Annotated in this window: 20 protein-coding genes; all 20 read left to right on the forward strand. The window is 42.8% G+C overall.

Annotation, left to right across the window (positions count from 1 at the left end; translation table 11 throughout):
* Positions 1 to 197 precede the first annotated feature (197 nt).
* Complete coding sequence (gene ilvB / locus ACFO0S_RS00755; RefSeq protein WP_378139127.1) at positions 198 to 1,907, forward strand: biosynthetic-type acetolactate synthase large subunit; 1,710 nt, start codon at positions 198 to 200, stop codon at positions 1,905 to 1,907.
* On the forward strand, positions 1,904 to 2,419 hold the full coding sequence (gene ilvN / locus ACFO0S_RS00760) for an acetolactate synthase small subunit (protein WP_378139130.1): 516 nt from the start codon (positions 1,904 to 1,906) through the stop codon (positions 2,417 to 2,419). Before ilvB ends, ilvN begins: the two co-directional genes overlap by 4 nt.
* A 15-nt stretch (positions 2,420 to 2,434) precedes the next feature.
* Positions 2,435 to 3,466, forward strand: coding sequence for a ketol-acid reductoisomerase (gene ilvC / locus ACFO0S_RS00765; protein ID WP_378139132.1), 1,032 nt, complete (start codon positions 2,435 to 2,437; stop codon positions 3,464 to 3,466).
* On the forward strand, positions 3,453 to 4,988 hold the full coding sequence (locus ACFO0S_RS00770) for a 2-isopropylmalate synthase (RefSeq protein ID WP_378139134.1): 1,536 nt from the start codon (positions 3,453 to 3,455) through the stop codon (positions 4,986 to 4,988). The genes ilvC and ACFO0S_RS00770 overlap by 14 nt, the downstream gene beginning before the upstream one ends.
* 15 nt (positions 4,989 to 5,003) lie before the next feature.
* Positions 5,004 to 6,104 carry a 3-isopropylmalate dehydrogenase gene (leuB, locus tag ACFO0S_RS00775; RefSeq protein WP_378139136.1) on the forward strand — a complete coding sequence of 367 codons (1,101 nt, stop codon included), beginning with the start codon at positions 5,004 to 5,006 and terminating at the stop codon, positions 6,102 to 6,104.
* Positions 6,105 to 6,119: 15 nt separating this feature from the next.
* Positions 6,120 to 7,526 (forward strand): 3-isopropylmalate dehydratase large subunit, encoded by a 1,407-nt coding sequence (gene leuC / locus ACFO0S_RS00780; RefSeq protein ID WP_378139138.1) that lies wholly within the window; start codon positions 6,120 to 6,122, stop codon positions 7,524 to 7,526.
* Between the two features lie 14 nt (positions 7,527 to 7,540).
* Positions 7,541 to 8,116, forward strand: a complete 576-nt coding sequence (leuD, locus tag ACFO0S_RS00785) for a 3-isopropylmalate dehydratase small subunit (protein WP_378139140.1) — start codon at positions 7,541 to 7,543, stop codon at positions 8,114 to 8,116.
* Positions 8,117 to 8,304: 188 nt separating this feature from the next.
* A complete protein-coding gene (gene hpf / locus ACFO0S_RS00790; RefSeq protein ID WP_378139142.1) occupies positions 8,305 to 8,856 on the forward strand; it encodes a ribosome hibernation-promoting factor, HPF/YfiA family in 552 nt (183 codons plus the stop codon).
* A gap of 120 nt (positions 8,857 to 8,976) precedes the next feature.
* Positions 8,977 to 11,487 (forward strand): preprotein translocase subunit SecA, encoded by a 2,511-nt coding sequence (secA, locus tag ACFO0S_RS00795; protein WP_378139144.1) that lies wholly within the window; start codon positions 8,977 to 8,979, stop codon positions 11,485 to 11,487.
* A 20-nt stretch (positions 11,488 to 11,507) separates the two neighbouring features.
* Positions 11,508 to 12,609, forward strand: a protein-coding gene (prfB, locus tag ACFO0S_RS00800; protein ID WP_378139370.1) for a peptide chain release factor 2 whose coding sequence is annotated in 2 segments (ribosomal slippage) — positions 11,508 to 11,579 and positions 11,581 to 12,609 — 1,101 coding nt in all. Because the reading frame shifts where the segments join, the coding sequence is not laid out codon by codon here.
* 102 nt (positions 12,610 to 12,711) lie between these two features.
* Complete coding sequence (locus tag ACFO0S_RS00805) at positions 12,712 to 13,578, forward strand: YitT family protein (protein WP_378139146.1); 867 nt, start codon at positions 12,712 to 12,714, stop codon at positions 13,576 to 13,578.
* Positions 13,579 to 13,619: 41 nt separating this feature from the next.
* Positions 13,620 to 13,955 carry a cytochrome c551 gene (cccB, locus tag ACFO0S_RS00810; RefSeq protein ID WP_378139148.1) on the forward strand — a complete coding sequence of 112 codons (336 nt, stop codon included), beginning with the start codon at positions 13,620 to 13,622 and terminating at the stop codon, positions 13,953 to 13,955.
* 190 nt (positions 13,956 to 14,145) lie between these two features.
* A complete protein-coding gene (ftsE, locus tag ACFO0S_RS00815; RefSeq protein WP_378139151.1) occupies positions 14,146 to 14,832 on the forward strand; it encodes a cell division ATP-binding protein FtsE in 687 nt (228 codons plus the stop codon).
* A complete protein-coding gene (gene ftsX / locus ACFO0S_RS00820; RefSeq protein WP_378139153.1) occupies positions 14,822 to 15,709 on the forward strand; it encodes a permease-like cell division protein FtsX in 888 nt (295 codons plus the stop codon). Before ftsE ends, ftsX begins: the two co-directional genes overlap by 11 nt.
* A 30-nt stretch (positions 15,710 to 15,739) precedes the next feature.
* Positions 15,740 to 17,065, forward strand: coding sequence for a murein hydrolase activator EnvC family protein (locus tag ACFO0S_RS00825; RefSeq protein ID WP_378139155.1), 1,326 nt, complete (start codon positions 15,740 to 15,742; stop codon positions 17,063 to 17,065).
* A gap of 68 nt (positions 17,066 to 17,133) precedes the next feature.
* Complete coding sequence (locus ACFO0S_RS00830) at positions 17,134 to 17,754, forward strand: hypothetical protein (protein ID WP_378139157.1); 621 nt, start codon at positions 17,134 to 17,136, stop codon at positions 17,752 to 17,754.
* Positions 17,747 to 18,316: a peroxiredoxin family protein gene (locus ACFO0S_RS00835; RefSeq protein WP_378139159.1), complete on the forward strand. Its 570-nt coding sequence runs from the start codon at positions 17,747 to 17,749 to the stop codon at positions 18,314 to 18,316. Before ACFO0S_RS00830 ends, ACFO0S_RS00835 begins: the two co-directional genes overlap by 8 nt.
* Before the next feature lie 49 nt (positions 18,317 to 18,365).
* Positions 18,366 to 19,697: a S41 family peptidase gene (locus ACFO0S_RS00840; RefSeq protein ID WP_378139161.1), complete on the forward strand. Its 1,332-nt coding sequence runs from the start codon at positions 18,366 to 18,368 to the stop codon at positions 19,695 to 19,697.
* A gap of 61 nt (positions 19,698 to 19,758) precedes the next feature.
* A complete protein-coding gene (locus tag ACFO0S_RS00845) occupies positions 19,759 to 20,937 on the forward strand; it encodes a PDZ domain-containing protein (protein WP_378139164.1) in 1,179 nt (392 codons plus the stop codon).
* The gene (locus tag ACFO0S_RS00850) at positions 20,934 to 21,197 is read left to right on the forward strand and encodes a CsbA family protein (RefSeq protein WP_378139166.1); all 264 of its coding nucleotides are present in this window, start codon (positions 20,934 to 20,936) and stop codon (positions 21,195 to 21,197) included. The genes ACFO0S_RS00845 and ACFO0S_RS00850 overlap by 4 nt, the downstream gene beginning before the upstream one ends.
* Positions 21,198 to 21,230: the final 33 nt, after the last annotated feature.

Consider the following 21,230-nt stretch of genomic DNA (forward strand, 5'->3'; position numbering starts at 1 on the left):
TACCGACATCCCCTCGGAGCGAAGGATGAACGTCTTGTACTAGTAAGTCCTTCCGGGTGAAACGCCCGTTATCCTGATAGAGGCAGCAACAGCTGTGAAGTAGGGTGGTACCATGAAGTCAATTCATCCCTATGCAAGGAACCCGTGTGTTCGTTTGCATAGGGATTTTTTTATACCCAAATAAAGGAGTGAACCACATGACGATGCAAGCAGAAATGCAACAGACAGAGACTTGGCAAGGGGCAGATGTCTTGATTGATCTGTTAAAAGAACAGCAAGTCGAACTCATCTTTGGTTATCCAGGAGGCGCTGTTTTACCTATTTATGACGCGCTTTACCGCAATCCTATTCCACACATTCTGGCGAGACACGAGCAAGGTGCTATTCATGCGGCTGAAGGATATGCCCGAGTGACTGGAAAACCCGGAGTTGTCATTGCAACTTCGGGGCCGGGAGCCACGAACCTTGTCACAGGAATTGCAGATGCCATGATGGATTCCCTTCCTCTAGTTGTTTTTACGGGTCAAGTGGCCACTAGTGTCATTGGTACAGATGCATTTCAAGAGGCCGATATCATCGGTATTACACAGCCGATTACAAAACACAATTACCAGATCAAAGATATTCGCGATCTTCCGCGAATCGTGCGTGAAGCTTTTCATATTGCCTCAACAGGAAGACCTGGACCCGTTGTAATTGATTTCCCGAAAAACATGGCAACCGATTTTGCTGGAGAAGTGGACATGACCCCACACCCCGTTTATCTTCCTGGGTATCAGCCAACTGTTCAACCGAACTTTCTACAAATCCAAAAGGTAGCTGCAGCGATTCGACAAGCGAAAAAGCCCCTATTTCTAATAGGGGCAGGTGTTCTCGCTGCCAAAGCAGTACCGGAATTAAAGGAGTTGCTTGACGTCACAGGAATTCCAGTTGTCAATACATTGCTTGGACTCGGGACAGTGCAGGCTGAACTCCCTCAGTTTCTCGGAATGGCTGGAATGCACGGTACGTATACTGCAAATATTGCCATTCAAGAGTGTGACTTACTCATCAATGTGGGTGCTCGATTTGATGATCGCTTGACCGGAAACCTAAGTGGCTTTGCTCCAAATGCAAGTGTCATTCATATCGATATTGATCCTGCGGAAATTGGGAAAAATGTCGAAACTGCCATTCCGATCGTAGCGGATGCAAAAGAGGCATTGATCAGTTTGCTAAGTTATGAGTTATGGAGTCATAAGGATTCTGAATGGGTGACGTCTTTACATCAAATGAAAGAACAGTTTCCGCTTCATTACCGTAAAGATGGACTTAAAGCACAACAAGTTCTAGAAATCGTCCGACAAGAAACACACGGGGACGCCATCGTCTCAACAGATGTAGGCCAACATCAAATGTGGACAGCTCAGTATTACGGCTTCAAAAATCCACATAAGTGGATCACCTCAGGTGGTCTCGGGACGATGGGGTTTGGCTTCCCTGCAGCGATTGGCGCGCAACTTGCCTTTCCGAATGAAAAAGTCATCGCGGTAGTGGGAGATGCCGGATTTCAAATGACTTTACAAGAGCTTTCGCTGTTACAAGAATTTCGATTACCAGTCAAGATCCTGATACTCAATAATCAGAGCTTAGGAATGGTTAGACAGTGGCAACGCGCTTTTTACGAGGAACGCTATTCGCAGTCGCTCATGCCTGTCCAACCAGACTTTGTCAAACTTGCAGCTGCCTATGAAATCGAAGGTGTTCGTATCGACACGCTCGAACAAGCACAGCAACAGTTACCTGGCTTACTTGCTTCAGATCAGCCTGTGTTGATTGATTGCCGAATCGAGCAGCTAGAACCCGTTACACCTATGGTGGCACCTGGGAAATGCTTACATGAAATGATTGGAGTGAAGCCTTTGTGAGACGAATCATTACGGTAACGGTCATCAATCAAAGCGGGGTGTTGAACCGCGTAACGGGGCTGATGATGAAACGGCAATTTAATATCGAGAGCATCACAGTCGGACATACGGAACAACCCACGCACTCCAAAATGACATTTGTTGTTCATGTCGAAGACTCGCAAAAGCTCGAGCAATTATTAAAACAATTACAAAAGCAAATTGATGTATTAAAAGTACATGACCTGACGGACCAATCGATTGTTATTCGAGAACTTGCTCTCGTGAAGGTGATGGCACCTGCTTCGAAACGTTTGGAACTGAATGCGCTAATCGAGCCTTTCCGGGTGCAAACAATTGATGCAGGAAAACAAATAGTAACGTACCAAATCACGGGGCATCCGGATAAAATTGATGCCTTTGTGGAGCTTGTGAAACCTTACGGCATAAAAGAACTGACTCGGACGGGCGTTACAGCCTTTACACGAGAACATCAAAAATCAGAGAATGCGCCGCTGAAGCGCATCAACTAACTGGAGGAATGGAAAATGACAAAAATGTATTATAACGGTGATATCAACGAAGCGGTTTTACAAGGGAAAAAGATTGCAGTGATCGGCTACGGTTCTCAAGGTCATGCGCATGCGCAGAATTTGAAAGAAAGCGGCTTCGATGTGGTGGTAGGGGTTCGTGCTGGAAAGTCATTTGACCAGGCAGTAGAGGACGGGCTTCAAGCGGCATCTGTGAAAGAAGCGGCTGAACTAGCAGATGTAGTCATGATCCTGCTTCCAGATGAGCGTCAGAAAGCAGTATACGAAGCAGAAATCAAACCTTATTTGACTGCTGGAAAAGCACTTGTTTTCGCACACGGATTTAATATTCACTTTGATCAAATTGTTCCCCCAGCAGATGTGGACGTCTTCCTAGTTGCACCAAAAGGCCCTGGTCACCTTGTGCGCCGTACCTATGAATCAGGTGCTGGAGTTCCTGCACTATTTGCTGTCTATCAAGATGCAACGGGTCAAGCAAAGGATGTAGCCCTTGCTTATGCCAAGGCAATTGGAAGTGCGCGTGCAGGCGTTTTGGAAACGACATTCAAAGAAGAAACAGAGACGGACTTGTTTGGAGAACAAGCAGTCTTATGTGGTGGGTTAACAGCTCTTGTAAAAGCAGGATTTGAGACGCTTGTCGAAGCAGGCTATCAACCGGAACTGGCGTATTTCGAAACGATGCACGAACTGAAACTCATTGTGGATTTGATGTACGAAGGGGGCATGACAGGTATGCGCTACTCGATTTCGGATACAGCGGAATGGGGAGACTTCGTGTCAGGACCACGTGTGGTAGATGCAGCAACAAAAGAACGTATGAAAGACATTCTGACAGATATTCAACAAGGCAAGTTTGCTAAAGAATGGATTCAAGAAAATGAAAATGACCGACCAAACTACCGTCGTATCAAAGAAGACGAGACGACACATCAGATTGAAGAGGTCGGTGCGAAACTTCGTGAAATGATGCCATTTGTCCAAGCGACAAAATCTCCGAAGAAAGAAGTGGTGGCGAGTGGCACAAATTGATATTTTCGACACAACCCTACGCGATGGTGAACAATCGGCTGGAATCAATTTAAATACCGTTGAAAAAGTAGAAATTGCCAAACAACTCGAACGTTTTGGGGTATCCATCATCGAGGCAGGGTTTCCAGCGTCTTCACCTGGTGACTTTGAAGCTGTGAAGCAAATTGCAAATACAGTGAAGAATTCAACCGTGACAGGTCTCGCTCGTGCCATTGAGTCTGATATTTTAACGTCGTATGAAGCCTTAAAAGGTGGGGTCCAACCTCACCTCCATACCTTTATTGCTACCTCACCGATTCATATGGAATACAAACTAAAAAAAACACCTGATCAAGTGGTCGAGATTGCTGTCCAGTCCGTGAAACTTGCGCGCAAGTACTTTCCGCTTGTGCAGTGGTCAGCAGAAGATGCGACACGTTCCGATAAAGAGTTTCTGGCACGCATTATTACGGAAGTGATTCGTGCTGGGGCAACGACCATCAATATTCCCGATACTGTCGGTTATACCACGCCAGCTGAGTACGGAGCACTATTCCGTTTCTTGCAAGAGACGGTTCCTGGAATTGAAAACGTAAAGTTATCCGCACATTGTCATGACGATTTAGGTCTTGCCGTTGCCAATTCTTTGGCTGCAGTGGAAAACGGAGCTACCCAGATTGAAGGGACGATCAACGGGATAGGGGAACGTGCCGGTAATGCAGCTCTTGAAGAAATTGCTGTCGCTCTTCAGATTCGCGGTGATTATTACCGGACACAAACAGGCATTGTCTTGAAGGAGACAAAACGTACAAGTCAATTGGTGAGCCAATTGACAGGTGTGATGATTCAACCGAACAAAGCGGTCGTTGGAAAAAATGCGTTTGCGCATGAATCAGGTATCCATCAAGACGGCATGCTGAAAAATCCTGAAACCTATGAAATTATTACACCAGCCATGATTGGCGATGCTTCTACGGAACTAGTACTTGGCAAACACTCTGGACGTCATGCATTTATCAGTAAAGCTAAGGAAATGGGCTTTGAGCTTCCAGACGAAAAATATGTGCAGGCATTTTCAGCATTTAAAGAACTGGCTGACCGCAAGAAAGAAATTACAGAAGAAGATCTATTTGTCTTACTGACGGATCAACAAGTGGCTTCACAGGATGTTCCACTTTATGAACTAGTTAGTGTACAAGTTCAGTACGGGACAGGCAACATTCCGACGGCTACGATACGGGCTACGACACCAGCTGGAGATGTCGTGACGGTCTCCGACACAGGAGCAGGTTCTGTAGAAGCCATATTTAATACGCTTGAACGTGTGGTCAATGGAACAGTTCGTATCCTTGATTACCGAGTGAGCTCCGTATCGAAAGGCCGTGATGCACTTGGAGAAGCGGTTGTGAAACTGCGTTTTGACGAACGAGAGACGATTGGCCGTAACGCATCTCAAGATGTACTCGAAGCGAGTGCGAAGGCATATTTGAATGCTATCAACAGGCAATTACAGAAACAATCGACACGTGTAGCCGTTCACTAAATTGGAGGGATTCGAATGAAAAAAGCGATTACAGTATTGCCTGGAGACGGGATTGGCCCCGAAGTGACAGCAGCTGCTGTTCACGTATTACAAGCAATTGCGAAAAGATTCCAACACGAATTTGAATTTCACTATGCAGCGATTGGTGGGGCAGCAATTGACACCCATGGTCAACCACTTCCTGATGAAACGATCGCATCGTGTTCTACTGCAGATGCCGTCTTATTAGGCTCAGTTGGAGGACCGAAATGGGATGCAAATCCACCAGAACTTCGTCCGGAAAAAGGACTGCTTGCGTTACGCAAACAATTTAATCTATATGCCAATTTACGTCCTGTAAAGAGCTATAAAGCTCTTGAATCCGCTTCTCCGTTAAAAGCTGAACATGTGAGTGGGACAGACTTTGTGATAGTTCGTGAACTGACAGGTGGCTTGTATTTCTCAGAACCTCGCAAAAAGACATCGGATATGGCTGCCGATACGCTTGTTTATACACGGAAAGAAATTGAACGCATCGTAGATTCCGCATTTCAATTGGCGAGAACAAGAAAAGGAAAAGTCACTTCTGTGGATAAAGCGAATGTCCTCGCTTCCAGTAAACTGTGGCGTGAAATTGTAGAAGAAAAGAAGAAAGGGTATCCAGATGTCGAAGTAGAGCACATTTTAGTCGATGCAGCAGCGATGCAGTTGATCAGAGAACCATCTTCATTTGATGTGATTGTCACAGAAAATTTATTTGGAGATATTTTAAGTGATGAAGCTTCTATGATTACAGGATCTCTTGGTATGCTGCCGTCAGCCAGCCTCAGAGATGATGAATTTGGCGTTTACGAACCGATTCACGGGTCTGCACCTGATATTGCAGGTCAAGGAAAAGCCAATCCAGCAGGTGCTATATTGTCCGCAGCGATGATGCTAAGACACTCTTTTGGTATGGCAGTGGAAGCACAAGCGATTGAAACAGCTGTCGAAAATGTGCTAGAAGATGGCTATTTCACAGCGGACTTACATGGCGGACGTATTCTATCGACAGATGCGTGGACGGCAAAAGTCATTGAAGAACTCGACAGCGAATCTGTCTCAGAAAGTATTTGTTTTTCATATATATCCGGGTGACAAGGAGGTATACACATGGCGAAAACGATTATCGAAAAAATATGGGACCAACATGTGGTCGTAGAGGAGAAAGGGAAACCGGACCTTCTTTACATCGACCTCCACTTACTGCATGAAGTAACATCCCCCCAAGCATTTGAGGGGCTTCGATTGACAGGAAGAAACGTACGTCGACCCGATCTGTGCTTTGCGACAATGGATCATAACGTCCCTACGACTCCGCTCCGTAAAGTTTCAGATACCATTGCCAAAAAACAAATGAAGACGCTGGCTGAGAACTGCGAAGAATTCGGGATTGAACTTGCCGATATGCACCATCCGGACCAAGGGATTGTGCATATTATCGGCCCAGAGCTCGGTCTTACCCAACCAGGAAAAACCATCGTGTGTGGGGATTCTCATACATCAACTCACGGAGCTTTTGGAGCATTAGCATTTGGAATAGGTACAAGTGAAGTCGAGCATGTATTGTCCACGCAAACACTTTGGCAACAAAAACCGAAGACCATGGAAGTTCGTGTGACCGGAGAACTTGGATTTGGCATCACTGCCAAAGATATCATACTAGCGATTATTGCAAAGTTTGGAATTGATATGGGAACCGGCCATGTTATTGAATATACAGGTGATGCCATTCGGAAGTTATCGATGGAAGAGCGGATGACCATTTGTAATATGTCGATTGAAGCAGGCGCACGTGCCGGTCTTGTGTCACCCGATCATACCACGATTGAGTTTTTACGTGGTCGACGGTTTATTTCTTCTGAAGGGTTTGATGAATTGGCTTCGGAGTGGTTATCTCTCGCGACTGATGAAGGTGCCAAGTATGATGCAGTGTGCGAAATCAATGCATCAGAGATCGAGCCATTCGTTACCTGGGGAACAAATCCTGCAATGGGTTCAGGCATCAGTCGATCTGTCCCATCGGCAAACGATTACCAGTCGGAGAGTGACCGATTAGCGCTTCAACTGGCTCTCGATTATATGGGCCTTGAAGAAGGGCAACATCTAGAAGATGTCACCATTCAACATGTCTTTATCGGATCGTGTACGAATGCCCGCTTAAGTGATTTAGAGCAGGCAGCTAAAGTAATCAAAGGTAGAAAGGTTGCACAAGGCGTCAGAGCCATTGTCGTGCCAGGATCTCAGCTGACCAAACGACAAGCAGAAGAAAAAGGGATTGACCGATTATTTGTCGAGGCTGGTTTTGAATGGAGAGAATCAGGTTGTTCTATGTGCCTCGCCATGAATGATGATGTCGTTCCGGCAGGCGAACGATGTGCGTCAACTAGCAATCGAAACTTTGAAGGAAGACAAGGGACAGGGGCTCGTACGCATCTCATGAGCCCTGCGATGGCAGCCGCTGCTGCAATTGAAGGAAAATTAACAGACGTACGTAAATTTACAATGGCATTTGTCTGAAAGGAGTGACGTCGATGGAGCCAATTCAATTGATCACGAGTACCGTGACACCACTCAATAAAAAAAATGTGGATACCGATCAAATCATTTCAAAAGAATTTCTAAAGCGTATCGAACGTACAGGTTTCGGCAAGTATTTATTCTATCATTGGCGCTATAAAGAAGATGGCACGGAACGACCAGATTTTGTCTTAAATGAACCAGCTTACGAGGGGTCTCAAGTGCTTGTTGCACATGAAAACTTTGGGTGTGGGTCATCCCGTGAGCATGCCCCTTGGGCAATTGGGGATTATGGCTTTCGCGTGGTCATCGCACCGAGTTTTGCGGATATTTTTTATAACAACTGTTTGAAGAACGGAATTTTACCGATTCGACTTTCCGTTCAGGCTGTGGAAGAGATTTTGTCAAAACCAACGTACCAGGTCACCGTCGACCTGCCAAATCAGCAGGTCCTAGGTAATGATGGAGCAATTTATGCGTTTGACATCGACCCGTATCAGAAAAAGATGCTGCTAAATGGATGGGATGAAATCTCGCTAACCTTTTTATATGAAACTCAAATCACAGCATTTGAACAAAAACGAAAATAAGGTTGCCACTTGGCAGCCTTTTTTCTTTCCAAAAATTTATTCTTTCGAAAACATTGAATCGTTGGATAAATGCGGATGAAACGTGTACAATCTTCACAAGTCATCTTTTATTTTCTTTTTTTAAAAAGAAGGAATGTTAAAAAGGATGTCGAAATAAGTAGTATAGCAATTATAAAGGAGGAGTTTTCATGCTAAACTTTAACATCCGTGGAGAAAATATCGAGGTAACTCCTGCAATTCGAGAATATGTTGAGACAAAAATCGAAAAAATTGATCGCTACTTTAACGAAGAACTCAATTCAAATGCGAACGTAAACCTTAAAGTTTACAATGATAAGCAAACAAAAGTGGAAGTAACCATTCCGATGAAAAACTTGACTTTGCGTGCAGAAGAACGCCACGCTGATATGTACGCAGCTGTAGATTTAATTGTTGATAAATTAGAACGTCAAATCCGCAAGCATAAAACTAAAGTGAACCGTAAATTCCGTGAGCGTGAAGGCGTTGGAACTTATTTCGCAGTAACTGAAGCGTCTCTTGAACCAGAGACTACAGAAGAAGAGTATTCAATTGTACGTACAAAAACATTTGATTTAAAGCCGATGGATCAAGAAGAAGCTATCCTTCAAATGGATATGTTAGGGCATAACTTCTTTATCTTTACAGACTCTGAATCCAATGGCACGAACATCGTCTACAAACGAAGAGATGGAAAGTACGGGTTAATTGAAACCAACTGATATATCAAAGTCCTCCTTCCGGGTGAGGGCTTTTTCTTATGGTTTCTAAGTCCTGCGCTTGAAGTGACTTTTCAATCAGTGGTAAAATGAAAGATAAGTCTGAAATAGGAAGTGACCTTCATGTTAGGTGTATTAAATAAAGTGTTTGATCCCAATAAACGAGAAATAAAAAAATTAGAAAAGATAGCGGATGCTGTAGAGGCACTCGCTTCAAATATGGAAGCTCTCAGTGATGAGGAGCTCCAGCAACAAACGGAACGTTTTAAAAAACGCTACCAAGATGGCGAGACGATTAATCAATTACTTCCAGAAGCATTCGCGACAGTCCGCGAAGCGTCGCGTCGCGTGCTTGGTTTATATCCTTTCCGTGTTCAAATTATGGGTGCAGCTGCTCTAAATGACGGAAATATCTCTGAAATGAAAACAGGGGAAGGGAAGACGCTTACGTCGACACTTTCTGTCTACCTGAATGCATTGACAGGGAAAGGTGTACACGTCGTTACGGTCAATGAGTACTTGGCTAGCCGTGATGCGGAAGAGATGGGTAAACTTTATAATTTCCTCGGTTTAACGGTTGGGCTCAATACGAATTCACTCACAAAGCCCGAAAAACGAGAAGCATATTTAGCGGATATTACGTATTCGACAAACAATGAATTAGGCTTTGACTACTTACGGGATAACATGGTTCTTTACAATGAGGAAAAAGTACAACGTCCACTTCACTATGCGGTCATCGATGAAGTCGATTCGATTTTAATTGATGAGGCTCGTACACCACTCATCATCTCTGGACAAGCTTCAAAAGCAGCACTTCTCTATAAACAAGCAAATGCGGTCGTTCGCTTGCTTCGAAATGAAGAAGATTACAGTTATGACGAGTCTACGAAAGGTGTCGTCTTAACAGATACAGGTGTGGAAAAAATTGAAAAATCATTTGGTATCGACAATCTATTCGATTTAACACATGTCCGTCTAAACCATGCAGTCAATCAATCGTTAAAAGCTCACGTTTCGATGCACAACGACGTGGACTATGTCGTTCAAGAGGGAGAAGTGATCATCGTTGACTCCTTCACAGGGCGTTTAATGAAAGGACGTCGTTATTCAGATGGTCTTCATCAAGCCATAGAAGCAAAAGAAGGACTAGATATTCAAAACGAATCCATGACAATGGCAACCATCACATTCCAGAACTACTTCCGAATGTACGAAAAGTTATCTGGTATGACAGGGACTGCTAAGACGGAAGAAGAAGAATTCCGTAATATTTACAATATGAATGTCATTGTCATTCCAACAAATAAACCGATTGCTCGAGAGGATCGTCCGGACTTGATTTATGCGTCCATGAAAGGAAAATTCGAGGCAGCTGCTGCGGATATTGCAGAGAAACATAAAAAAGGCCAACCTGTTCTGATCGGTACAGTGGCTATTGAGACATCAGAGATTATTTCACAGTTACTTACGAAGCATAAAATACCGCATAACATTTTGAATGCCAAAAATCATGAATTTGAAGCACAAATCATTGCGGATGCCGGAAAAAAAGGTGCAGTTACGATTGCGACAAATATGGCCGGTCGTGGAACGGACATCAAACTCGGCGAGGGTGTCCTCGACATTGGTGGACTAGCAGTCATCGGGACCGAACGACATGAATCACGCCGAATCGATAATCAGTTACGTGGTCGTTCGGGTCGACAAGGTGACCCTGGTGTGACTCAATTCTACTTATCGCTTGAAGATGAACTAATGCGTCGTTTCGGTTCAGATAACATGAAAGCGATGATGACTCGATTAGGTCTTGATGATACGCAGCCTATTCAATCTAAAATGGTCTCGCGTGCTGTTGAATCTGCTCAGAAACGAGTGGAAGGAAACAACTTTGACTCACGTAAAAGATTGCTTCAATATGATGACGTTCTTCGTCAACAACGGGAAATTATCTACAAAGAACGAAATGAAGTCTTAGAGACAGAAAATATGCGTTCACTTGTAGAAACGATGTTGAATGATGTCATTGACCGCTCCGTAGATGCACACACGGCTTCAGAACAAAAGTCAGAATGGAGATTAAAAGGTCTATCGGATTATGTAAATGCCGTCTTGATCCCAGAAGAGTCAGAAGCGGAACTAGATTTCGAAAACAAAGAACGCGAACAAATTCGTGAAGAATTGAAAGAATTGATTCGTAGAGAATACGATGCGAAAGAAGAGCGTTATACAGCGGAACGTATGCGCGAGTTTGAAAAAGTAATCTTGCTTCGTTCGATTGACTCCAAATGGATTGACCATATCGATGCAATGGATCAACTACGACAAGGAATTCACTTACGTGCCTACGGACAAAGTGATCCTCTACGTGAATACCAAAATGAAGGATTTGCGATGTTCGAAGCAATGGTAGAATCCATTCAAGAAGATGTTGCCAAATATGCGATGAAAGCGGAAATTCGCAGCAACCTTGAGCGTGAGGAAGTTGCCAAAGGCCAAGCGGTGAATCCAAAAGAAGAAGGAACACCGGTGAAAAAACAACCGATTAAAAAAGAAGCAGAAGTAGGGCGCAATGAACCATGTCCTTGTGGAAGCGGTAAGAAATACAAAAACTGTCACGGGGCAGTGAGCTAATAGACGGAGGAATCACAATGATTGAATTATCAGCAGCACGAGCAGAACTAGAACGGTATGCACAAAAAATCCAAGACTTTAGGGGGTCTCTTTGACTTAGAAAACAAAGAGGCACGAATCCAAGAGTTGGATGAAGTGATGACTTTCCCAGACTTTTGGGATGACGCACAAGCCGCTCAAAAGACTATCAATGAGTTGAACGGGATTAAAGCGGTTGTCGAACAGTACAATGATTTAGAGAGTCAGCAGGAAAATCTCGAGATGACGGTTGAACTATTAAAAGAAGAGTCAGATGAGGATTTACATGCTGAACTGGAAACTGAACTGAAGAAGCATCGGGGTGATTTAGAAGCATTTGAACTGCAGATGCTCCTTAGTGAAGAGTTTGATAAAAACAATGCCATCCTCGAACTTCATCCAGGGGCTGGTGGAACAGAGTCGCAAGATTGGGGTTCGATGCTCCTTCGTATGTACCAGCGCTGGGCGGACAAAAAAGGATTTAAAGTTGAGACCCTGGATTACCTTCCTGGGGATGAGGCCGGAATCAAATCCGTTACACTTCTAATTAAAGGACATAACGCATACGGCTATCTAAAAGCGGAAAAAGGCGTTCACCGCCTTGTCCGTATATCACCTTTTGATTCATCTGGTCGCCGACACACATCCTTCGTCTCTGTCGATGTAATGCCGGAATTTAATGAAGAAATTGAAATCGATATTCGTACCGAGGATTTAAAAATTGATACGTACCGTGCAAGTGGTGCGGGTGGGCAGCATATCAATACGACGGATTCAGCCGTCCGCATTACCCACTTACCAACAAATACAGTTGTTACGTGTCAGACGGAACGTTCCCAAATCAAAAACCGAGAACATGCTATGAAAATGTTGAAGTCCAAGCTATATCAACTTCGCATTGAAGAGCAAGAAGCGGAACTCGCTGCGATTCGTGGGGAGCAAAAAGAAATCGGGTGGGGTTCTCAAATCCGCTCATATGTCTTCCATCCGTATTCGATGGTAAAGGATCATCGAACCAATGAAGAAAGTGGAAACGTTCATGCCGTTGTTGATGGAGAACTGGACAACTTTATTCATGCCTATCTTCGCTCAAAAATCCAATAACCTACTTGAAATTCACTGTGGTATACTCTACCATAGTGGATTTTTTTAGTTGAGAGAGTTAAGCAGAGCCAATTTAGATGATAAGGCGATGATGAAACCGTTATGAAAGTAAGAAAACCAAGAAAAGAAGAAACACCTCTTGCAAGGGAAATACGAGATTATCTTCTCGTCATTATAGGCGCAGCCGTTGTAGCAGTTGGCTTTAATGTATTTTTATTACCAAATCAAATTGCATCTGGTGGCGTAAGTGGTATCAGTACCATTTTGTATTCTGTCTTTGGGTGGGAACCTGGAATTGTCCAGTACGCATTTAATATTCCACTGTTTATCGCAGGAGTCATAATTTTGGGAAAGAATTTTGGTATGAAATCGTTTGTTGGAACGTTAACATTACCAGCGGTGGTTTTAGCGACCTCGAGTTGGGAACCGTGGACGATGAATCCATTACTTAGTGCCTTATTTGGCGGGATCGCAGTCGGAACCGGTCTTGGGTTTGTTTTTCGGGGAAATGCCTCAACCGGAGGAACGGATCTTGCAGCTCAGATTATTACAAAATATACAGGACTTTCTCTTGGTACAAGTGTTTTATTAATCGATGGTTTAATCGTTATATCGGCAGCGATTGTATTCGATATTGAACGAGCACTCTACGCCCTTATCGGACTATTCACAACGACAAAAACGATTGATATCATTCAACTTGGATTTAGCCAATCGAAAATGGTCCATATTATCACTTCGGAAGAAGCGGCGATGAAAAATGCGATTTATGAGCACGTGAATCGAGGCGTGACGAAAATGTCGGGTATCGGTGGATATACAGAAGAGCATAGGCCCATACTCATGGTAGTGGTCTATCAAACAGAGTTCACAAAGTTGAAAAATGTGGTGCGAACCGTTGATCCTCATGCGTTTGTCATTGTTTCAGATGCCTATGAGGTTTTCGGGGAAGGTTTTAAAAGATATTAACTTTGGTATACTAAAGTTATATGAGAAAAGGAGTGTTTTCATTGAAAAAATATCTTTTAGGTCTTTCGATCACGTCCGCATTTCTCCTCGCAGCATGTGGAGGCGACAATGCAGACACGAATACAGAAACACCTGCAGATTCAGGTGAAACAGCTTCAGTAGAAGCGGAAGCAGTCGTCAACCAAAAATGTATTAGCTGTCATGGCGGCAATCTCGAAGGTCAAGGTAACGCCCCTGCATTAAACGATGTAGGATCTCGCTTGAGTGAACAAGAGATATTAACTGTTATTCTAGAAGGAAAAGGCGGAATGCCAGGTGGGATTATCCAAGGTGCAGAAGCAGAAGCAGTTGCTGCTTGGTTAGCGGAAATGAAATAAGTTTAAAAAGAAAGGGACGTACAGATGTACGTTCTTTTTTTTGTGGAGAAAGACCTACAGAAAAATGCGGGTGTAGGACTTGAGATTGGCTAATAAATTGAAATAAACCTGTAACATTAAAAATTCCGGTGGATGTTATAATAGATTTGTTGCGCTTAATAATGAAGTACATAATATGGGTGGTTAAAACATGATTCAAATGAAGGATGTCTACAAGAAGTATCCAAACGGTATTGTCGCAGCAAATGGCATTTCGGTAGATATTAAACAAGGTGAATTCGTCTATGTGGTGGGACCGTCAGGTGCTGGGAAATCCACATTTATTAAAATGATGTATCGTGAAGAGAAGCCAACAAGTGGCGATATCGTCATCAATGGTATCAATTTAGCAAAAATTAAATCAAAGAAAGTTCCGCTTTTACGAAGACAAATCGGTGTGGTCTTTCAAGATTTCAAGTTATTGCCTCGCATGAATGTCTATGAAAATGTAGCCTTTGCATTAGAAGTGATTGAAGAAAGTCCAAAAGTAATCCGGAAGCGAGTAATGGAAGTGTTAGACTTGGTAGGTCTAAAACATAAAGCGCGAATGTTTCCAACGGAATTGTCTGGTGGCGAACAGCAGCGTATTTCGATAGCACGTTCTATCGTAAATAAACCAAAGCTTGTGATCGCTGATGAACCTACAGGAAACTTAGATCCAGATACATCGTGGGAAATTATGAATATTTTTGAAGAAATCAATTCTCGGGGAACGACCATTATTATGGCTACCCATAACAAAGAAATTGTAAACACTTTAAAACACCGTGTCATTGCAGTTGAAGGCGGACTTATTGCCCGAGATGAAGCAGAAGGAGACTACGGTTATGAAATTTAGAACGCTAGGAAGACATGTCAAAGAGAGTATTCGGAGCATCGCCAGAAATGGGTGGATGACATTTGCTTCTGTAAGTGCAGTTACCGTGACTTTGCTTCTTGTTGGTGTGTTTGTTGCCATAATGATGAACTTGAACAAAGTGGCCGATGACCTAGAGCGAGACGTAGAAATTAAAGTATTTGTGGAATTAACTGCAGAAGAACAACAAATTACATCATTACAAGAACAAATAGGTAGTACACTTGGGGTGCAAGAAGTTGTATACTCTTCGAAAGAAGATGAATTAAAAAAGCTTGCTCGTGATTTTGGAGAAGATTTACAACTCTTTGAACAAGATAACCCTCTACATAATGTGTTTTATGTAAAAGCCCTTACACCAACTGAAACTCCTGCTGTGGCAGCTCGTATCAATCGCTTAGATCAAGTGAATGAAGTGGTTTATGGTGAAGGTAAGATTGAACGACTCTTTTCTTTCTTAGATCTCAGTCGAAATGTAGGGCTTGTCTTGATTCTTGCTTTATTATTTACAGCAATGTTCTTAATCTCGAACACGATTCGTATTACCATTGTGGCACGCCGACATGATATCGAAATTATGAAACTTGTAGGGGCTACGAACTGGTTTATTCGAATTCCATTTATCTTTGAGGGAATGTGGTTAGGAATTATGGGTGCTATCGTTCCAATGACCATCGTCACGGCCCTTTACTTTAATATTTATCAAGCACTGCAACCGAAGTTGGCAGAGAGCGAATTGTTCTCAATGCTGCCACTAACACCCTTCCTTTACCAAGTGAACGGTTTGATTCTTGTCATGGGAATCATGATTGGCGTATGGGGAAGTTTTATGTCGGTAAGAAAATTCTTAAAGGTCTAGGCACTGACGCGAGAAAGGGGAAACTTTAGAATGTCCACATCGTCACGGAAAGTGAAACTGGCCGCATGGCTGACAGCTGCAACTATGATGTTTACTTCCATTAATGTATCCGCAGCAACGCTAGATGAACTTAAAAAGCAACAGCAGCAACTGGAACAAAAGAAAAACGATATTAATTCATCCATTCAACAAAAAACTGGGGAAATTAAACAAAATGCTTCACGTATTGAAATTTTAGAAGGTAAGATTCAAACGTTAAGTGATGAAATCGTCTTGACAGAAGCAAAGATTGACGAGACGCAAGCTGCCATTGCCGTAACAGAAAGAGAAATTGCTGACCTTCGGGAATCTATTGAAGAACTTCAGGGGAAAATTATTGAACGTGATGCGCTTCTACAAGATCGTATACGAGCTGTCCAGCTGAGCGGGGGCTCTGTCAACTATATTGATGTCCTTTTAGGTGCTAATTCATTCGTTGATTTTATTGATCGCTTCTCAGCAGTTAATACGCTTATGGAAGCCGATCGTCAAATCTTACGCGAACAAGCGGAAGACAAAAAGCAACTTGAGGAAGAAAAAGCACTTGTTGAAAGCAAACTTCAAGAGCAACAAATTCGAAATGATCAACTTCTTCGTTTAAAAGAATCGCTGAATGGTCAACGTGCTGAGATGAACAATTTACTTGACCAACTCGAAGCAGAGCAAAATAAGTTAAAGCAAGAGAAACAAGTGATGCAATCAGATTATGAAGAAATCGCAAATTTAAGTGAAGAAACAAAATCAAAAATTGTGGCGGAGCAAAAGCGAATCGCAGAAATCGCTCGAAAACAAGCGGAAGAACGAAAGCGTAAAGCAGCCGAGGAAGAGCGGAAACGCAAAGCCGCCGCAGCTGCAAATGCAAACAAATCAAGTGGTGGAGGTTCTGCACCTGCAGTCTCTAGTGGAAGCTGGACAAAACCAGTGAATGGTCGCTTCACTTCGGGATATGGCTACCGCACGCATCCGATTTTCGGTACCGGACGAATGCATTATGGCGTAGACTTTGCCAATTCTATAGGCACACCGGTTGTATCGGCAGCAGATGGCGTCGTGAGTTATGCAGCACCATTTAGTACTTACGGAAACGTGGTCATGGTCACACATAATATTAATGGACAAACCTTTACAAGTCTCTATGCTCATTTAAACTCAATTGGCGCATCCGTCGGCCAGTCAGTTTCTAAGGGACAGCAAATTGGTACACTTGGAAACACAGGGAACTCAACGGGTCCTCACTTACATTTTGAAATTCATGTGGGTGGCTGGAACGGTATGGAAGCCAATTCAGTCAATCCATTACGCTACATCCCTATGTAACAAATCAGGCAGTTCACTTTACGTGAGCTGCTTTTTTCTTTAGGATTAGAATGGGGAGGAGGGGCGAAATGATTCCTACTGAATGGTACATAATTGGCTCACTTACTATGCCTTCTACGTGGATTTCAATCCTTCTGTCGATGGCGCTAACTGCTGGGGCATTTGGATTACATGGTGGCAAACAACTCGCAAGTCGTGTAATAGATTATTTTATCACATTCATTCTTGTCTGGAAGTTTAGTGTTATCCTAACTGATTTTAAAACAATAATTGTTCAGCCTCTGTCTCTTCTCTATTTTAACGGAGGATTGATTGGGATTTTGTTGGGTACAGCAGTCGTTATCTACATGATCTTTCACGATCAGAAATTAAACCAACTCGTTCGTATTCAGACGATAAGTTTTATCTTTGGGTTCTATTCCATCAGTATGGTCATTCTAAATGAGAATACACTTTTCAGTGAATTAATAACATTACTTAGTGCGACTCTTCTTATCCTTATAAGTTGGGTGGCAAGTAAATTTAGCGTAATTGTTTATTTACTTATTGTTGCAGGCTTTATTTTTTTTACTTCCATTATACAACCCCTAGGGGTATATGGGATTATGTTGTGGTGGAGCATAAGTATGTTGATTCTTTCATATAGCTCTGGGAAGTGGATGAATAGGAAGGAGTTATCACATGGCTAAGAAGTGGATTGCATTAGGAGGTCTTGCTATATTGATTGGAATAGCGCTGTATTCCTTTGCGAGTCAGAATGCGGATACGGTCGAATCTCTTAACAATGATCAGCTCGGTACAGATTTAATTGATAATCCGGGATCGTCACTCAAAAAAGGACAAGTCGCTCCTGATTTTACATTGACTACATTAAATGGAGACTCGGTGTCCTTGAGTGATTACAAAGGAAAAAAAGTGATTTTGAATTTTTGGGCCACTTGGTGTCCACCCTGTAAAGCTGAGATGCCGCATATGCAAAATTTCTATGAAGCATATGGAGAGGACGTTGAGATCCTTGCAGTTAATCTGACAGATAAAGATAATGGCATAGATAAAATTCAACAGTTCATTACGGACTATGAACTCACATTTACGGTTCCACTCGATGAGTCAGGCGAAGTAGGAACGATTTACCAAGCGATTACGATTCCCACAAGCTATATTCTTACGACAGAAGGGACCATTCAGCATAAAATTGTTGGCCCCATGGATGAACGCATGATGGAACAACTCATTCAATCGACACCATAGAATACTTTTCCTCTTTTCATCGTATAGTGCGACGAAGGAGGCTCTTTTTTTGAAGCGAATCATCTTGCTACTTGTTGTACTTCTGCTATCTGGTTGTAATTTAGCAGATCAACAACCTGCAACGAAAGATACACCGAAATTATTAGAGGAAGTCCGTGCGATTGTAAAAAAAACTAGCATCTATGACGTATCAGATAAGGATTTAACTATCGGTGCTGTAAAGGGTATGGTTGAAGCGCAAAAAGATCCGTATAGTCATTTCTTTTCGAAAGAAGAGACCATTTTACAAAAACATCGGTTAGCAAAGGAGCGAATCGGTCTTGGTATGAAAATTACACAGCAAGGAAATCGCTTTATTATAACTGAATTAGTACCGGGAACATCAGCTGCAGATCAACTAGCAGTGGGAGATGAGATTTTAGCAGTCAATGGACAGTCCGTGACTCAAATCTCAACAGAAGAATTGATTCAACTACTTGCCGGCAAGGAAGGGACAGATGTCGCATTAAAAGTTTTTTCAAAGCAACAACAAGTCATTCAAGAAGTTCACGTACGCAGAATGAAAATTCCTCAAACCACCCTTACGCACTATTTCTTAAATGACCAAGACAATAAATACCTTTATGTGCGTATATCTGTTTTCGGAGAAAGTACAACGGATGAATGGCAAAAGCTATGGAAGGGAATTCAAATTTCCGACGTTCAGGGGGTTATTCTTGATGTACGTGATAATCCAGGAGGCTATCTTGGAAGCGTCGTACCAATTGCAGAAACATTCGTTCCTCAAGAAACGCCTCTTCTCTGGATGGAAAATGCGAAAGGAGAACTGCACGTCATTCAAGGACAGAATGAACAGCCGATTGCGGCACCAGTTGTTGTTCTTCAAAATAAAATGAGCGCTTCGGCAAGTGAAGTCCTGTTGGCATCTCTTTTAGAGACAGACCGCGCGATATCTATTGGTACGACCACATTTGGAAAAGGTACCGTACAAGAAACATTCGATTTTGACAATGGCAGTAGCTTAAAAGTCTCGACGAACAGATGGTTGACGCCTCGTAAAACGTGGATACATGGTAAAGGAATTGAACCGACCATCGAAATTCAGTATCCAGAGCCCGAAGAACTGCAGCTTCCTGAAAATGAAGAACAGTGGCTGAAAGTGAAAGAAGCTTTTTCCAAGCTTAGTTCAGATTCCGTTACAGATAAGAATTTAAATCAAACGATCCTTGCATTTCAACGTAAGCATCACTTACCTATGAATGGTTCACTTGATGCACCAACGTTACTTGAATTAAAAGTCCGCTATAGAGAATGGCTTAGTAAACCAGAACATGATGAAGCCATTCAACTAGCACTTGATTACTTTCAACATAATAACTAAAAACTATACTTTTCTCTCAAGTGCTTTGCTAAAATAGAAAGTAACCGCTGGGAGGGATGGTATGAATCAACAAATGATGGGTGAGATAGCCTGGGCAATTGGTCAATTCTTTTTACATCCGCTCTTTTATGCGGCAATTGTTGCTGCTATTCTCACCGGATATTTTCGTGTAAAGAAAGAACGAAGCCATTTTAAAACTCGCCTTACGTGGGGTTGGAGTGAAGTGCGAGGGATTTTAAAAGATTCTTGGGTATTCTCTTTAGGTCTGTCGGGAATATTCTTACTACTTGGGATTGTCATCTATCCTGAATTTCTTGTGTTATGGAGTATTGTCGCTCTTTTCGCACTCCTTATTTTCCATTTTCAATATCTATCAGGAGCGTATTTGATACCGGTCGCTGCTGGTCTCTGGTGGCTTTTCCATTCGTTGTCCTATACTGTTTCTATCAAGGTTTTCCAACTATCAGGTGAATTATTTGCGCTTCAACACCTATGGCCACTAGGGTTACTTGCGGGATTATTTTTGATTGCGGAAAGTTTCTTTGTTCGTCGTCAAGGCAATGACATTTTGTCTCCACAAATGGTGACTACAAAGCGAGGCGGTAGTGCTGTACAGTACCGAATCAAGCGTCTTTGGCTGATCCCTGTCGTACTGCTCATTCCTGGAGATTGGTTTGGCACTATTCCTACATACTGGCCAGTCGTCTCTTTCGGTGAACAGACGTTTGCCTTAATGGCTATTCCTTTTCTCACAGGGTACCAACAGACGTTCAGAAAATCGTATCCATTTGAAATCTTACCCCAACGCTCAAAAGAATTTTTTATACTAGGCATTGCTACAGCAATAACCGCTGTATTTGGCATTCTACTGCCATGGCTTGCTGTCGTCTCCTTAATCCTTGTTTTTATTGGGAAAATCATCCTCGATTTAAAGAGTAGGCAGTACCAAACTACCGGATCTTTTGCGGTTGTTCAAACAACAGAAGGTGTTCAGATTGCTGGCGTACTCGCAGGGTCACCTGCTGAAAAAATGGGCTTACAAATTGGTGAACGCATTGTAAAGGTGAATGGGCAGCGCATCCATGACGAACAAGGACTTTATGAGGCGATTCAAATCAATGCAGCCCATTGCCGACTGGAAGTTCTTGATCATAACAATGAACTTCGCTTGAAGCAACATGTGATTTTTAGACATGATCATCACCGCTTAGGACTACTCCTTGCGAGGCCTTCTTTATGAATGGAATCAGCGAGGGGACGCAACTGATTTTAGCTATTTTTGTGCCGGGCCTTCTTGTTGTTTTATTTACACGTATCACCTTTAATAAATGGGTCGCACTTGTTATCACGATAGCTCTTTTTACTGCTTCTGTCATTGCAGGATACACAAGAGAGTGGATTCACTATGTTCTGGATGCAGCATCGATGACGATTGGGTTTTGGTATGCCACTCGCATGGGTCCACCTAAAGAGAAGAAAGATGAAACGACTCTGTCTTAATGGCGGAGTCGTTTTTTTCTTTTAGGTGTTTTA

Source organism: Chryseomicrobium palamuruense, assembly GCF_042649045.1.
Classification (GTDB): domain Bacteria; phylum Bacillota; class Bacilli; order Bacillales_A; family Planococcaceae; genus Chryseomicrobium; species Chryseomicrobium palamuruense.

Excerpts from the sequence above, each read along its gene's own strand:
- secA (WP_378139144.1), top strand. The coding sequence starts at position 8,977 with ATGTTAGGTGTATTAAATAAAGTGTTTGATCCCAATAAACGAGAAATA.
- ilvB (WP_378139127.1), top strand. The coding sequence starts at position 198 with ATGACGATGCAAGCAGAAATGCAACAGACAGAGACTTGGCAAGGGGCA.
- leuD (WP_378139140.1), top strand. The coding sequence starts at position 7,541 with ATGGAGCCAATTCAATTGATCACGAGTACCGTGACACCACTCAATAAA.
- ilvC (WP_378139132.1), top strand. The coding sequence starts at position 2,435 with ATGACAAAAATGTATTATAACGGTGATATCAACGAAGCGGTTTTACAA.
- ACFO0S_RS00835 (WP_378139159.1), top strand. The coding sequence starts at position 17,747 with ATGGCTAAGAAGTGGATTGCATTAGGAGGTCTTGCTATATTGATTGGA.
- ACFO0S_RS00825 (WP_378139155.1), top strand. The coding sequence starts at position 15,740 with ATGTCCACATCGTCACGGAAAGTGAAACTGGCCGCATGGCTGACAGCT.
- hpf (WP_378139142.1), top strand. The coding sequence starts at position 8,305 with ATGCTAAACTTTAACATCCGTGGAGAAAATATCGAGGTAACTCCTGCA.
- ftsX (WP_378139153.1), top strand. The coding sequence starts at position 14,822 with ATGAAATTTAGAACGCTAGGAAGACATGTCAAAGAGAGTATTCGGAGC.
- ACFO0S_RS00850 (WP_378139166.1), top strand. The coding sequence starts at position 20,934 with ATGAATGGAATCAGCGAGGGGACGCAACTGATTTTAGCTATTTTTGTG.
- ACFO0S_RS00845 (WP_378139164.1), top strand. The coding sequence starts at position 19,759 with ATGAATCAACAAATGATGGGTGAGATAGCCTGGGCAATTGGTCAATTC.
- ACFO0S_RS00830 (WP_378139157.1), top strand. The coding sequence starts at position 17,134 with ATGATTCCTACTGAATGGTACATAATTGGCTCACTTACTATGCCTTCT.
- ftsE (WP_378139151.1), top strand. The coding sequence starts at position 14,146 with ATGATTCAAATGAAGGATGTCTACAAGAAGTATCCAAACGGTATTGTC.
- leuB (WP_378139136.1), top strand. The coding sequence starts at position 5,004 with ATGAAAAAAGCGATTACAGTATTGCCTGGAGACGGGATTGGCCCCGAA.
- leuC (WP_378139138.1), top strand. The coding sequence starts at position 6,120 with ATGGCGAAAACGATTATCGAAAAAATATGGGACCAACATGTGGTCGTA.
- ACFO0S_RS00805 (WP_378139146.1), top strand. The coding sequence starts at position 12,712 with ATGAAAGTAAGAAAACCAAGAAAAGAAGAAACACCTCTTGCAAGGGAA.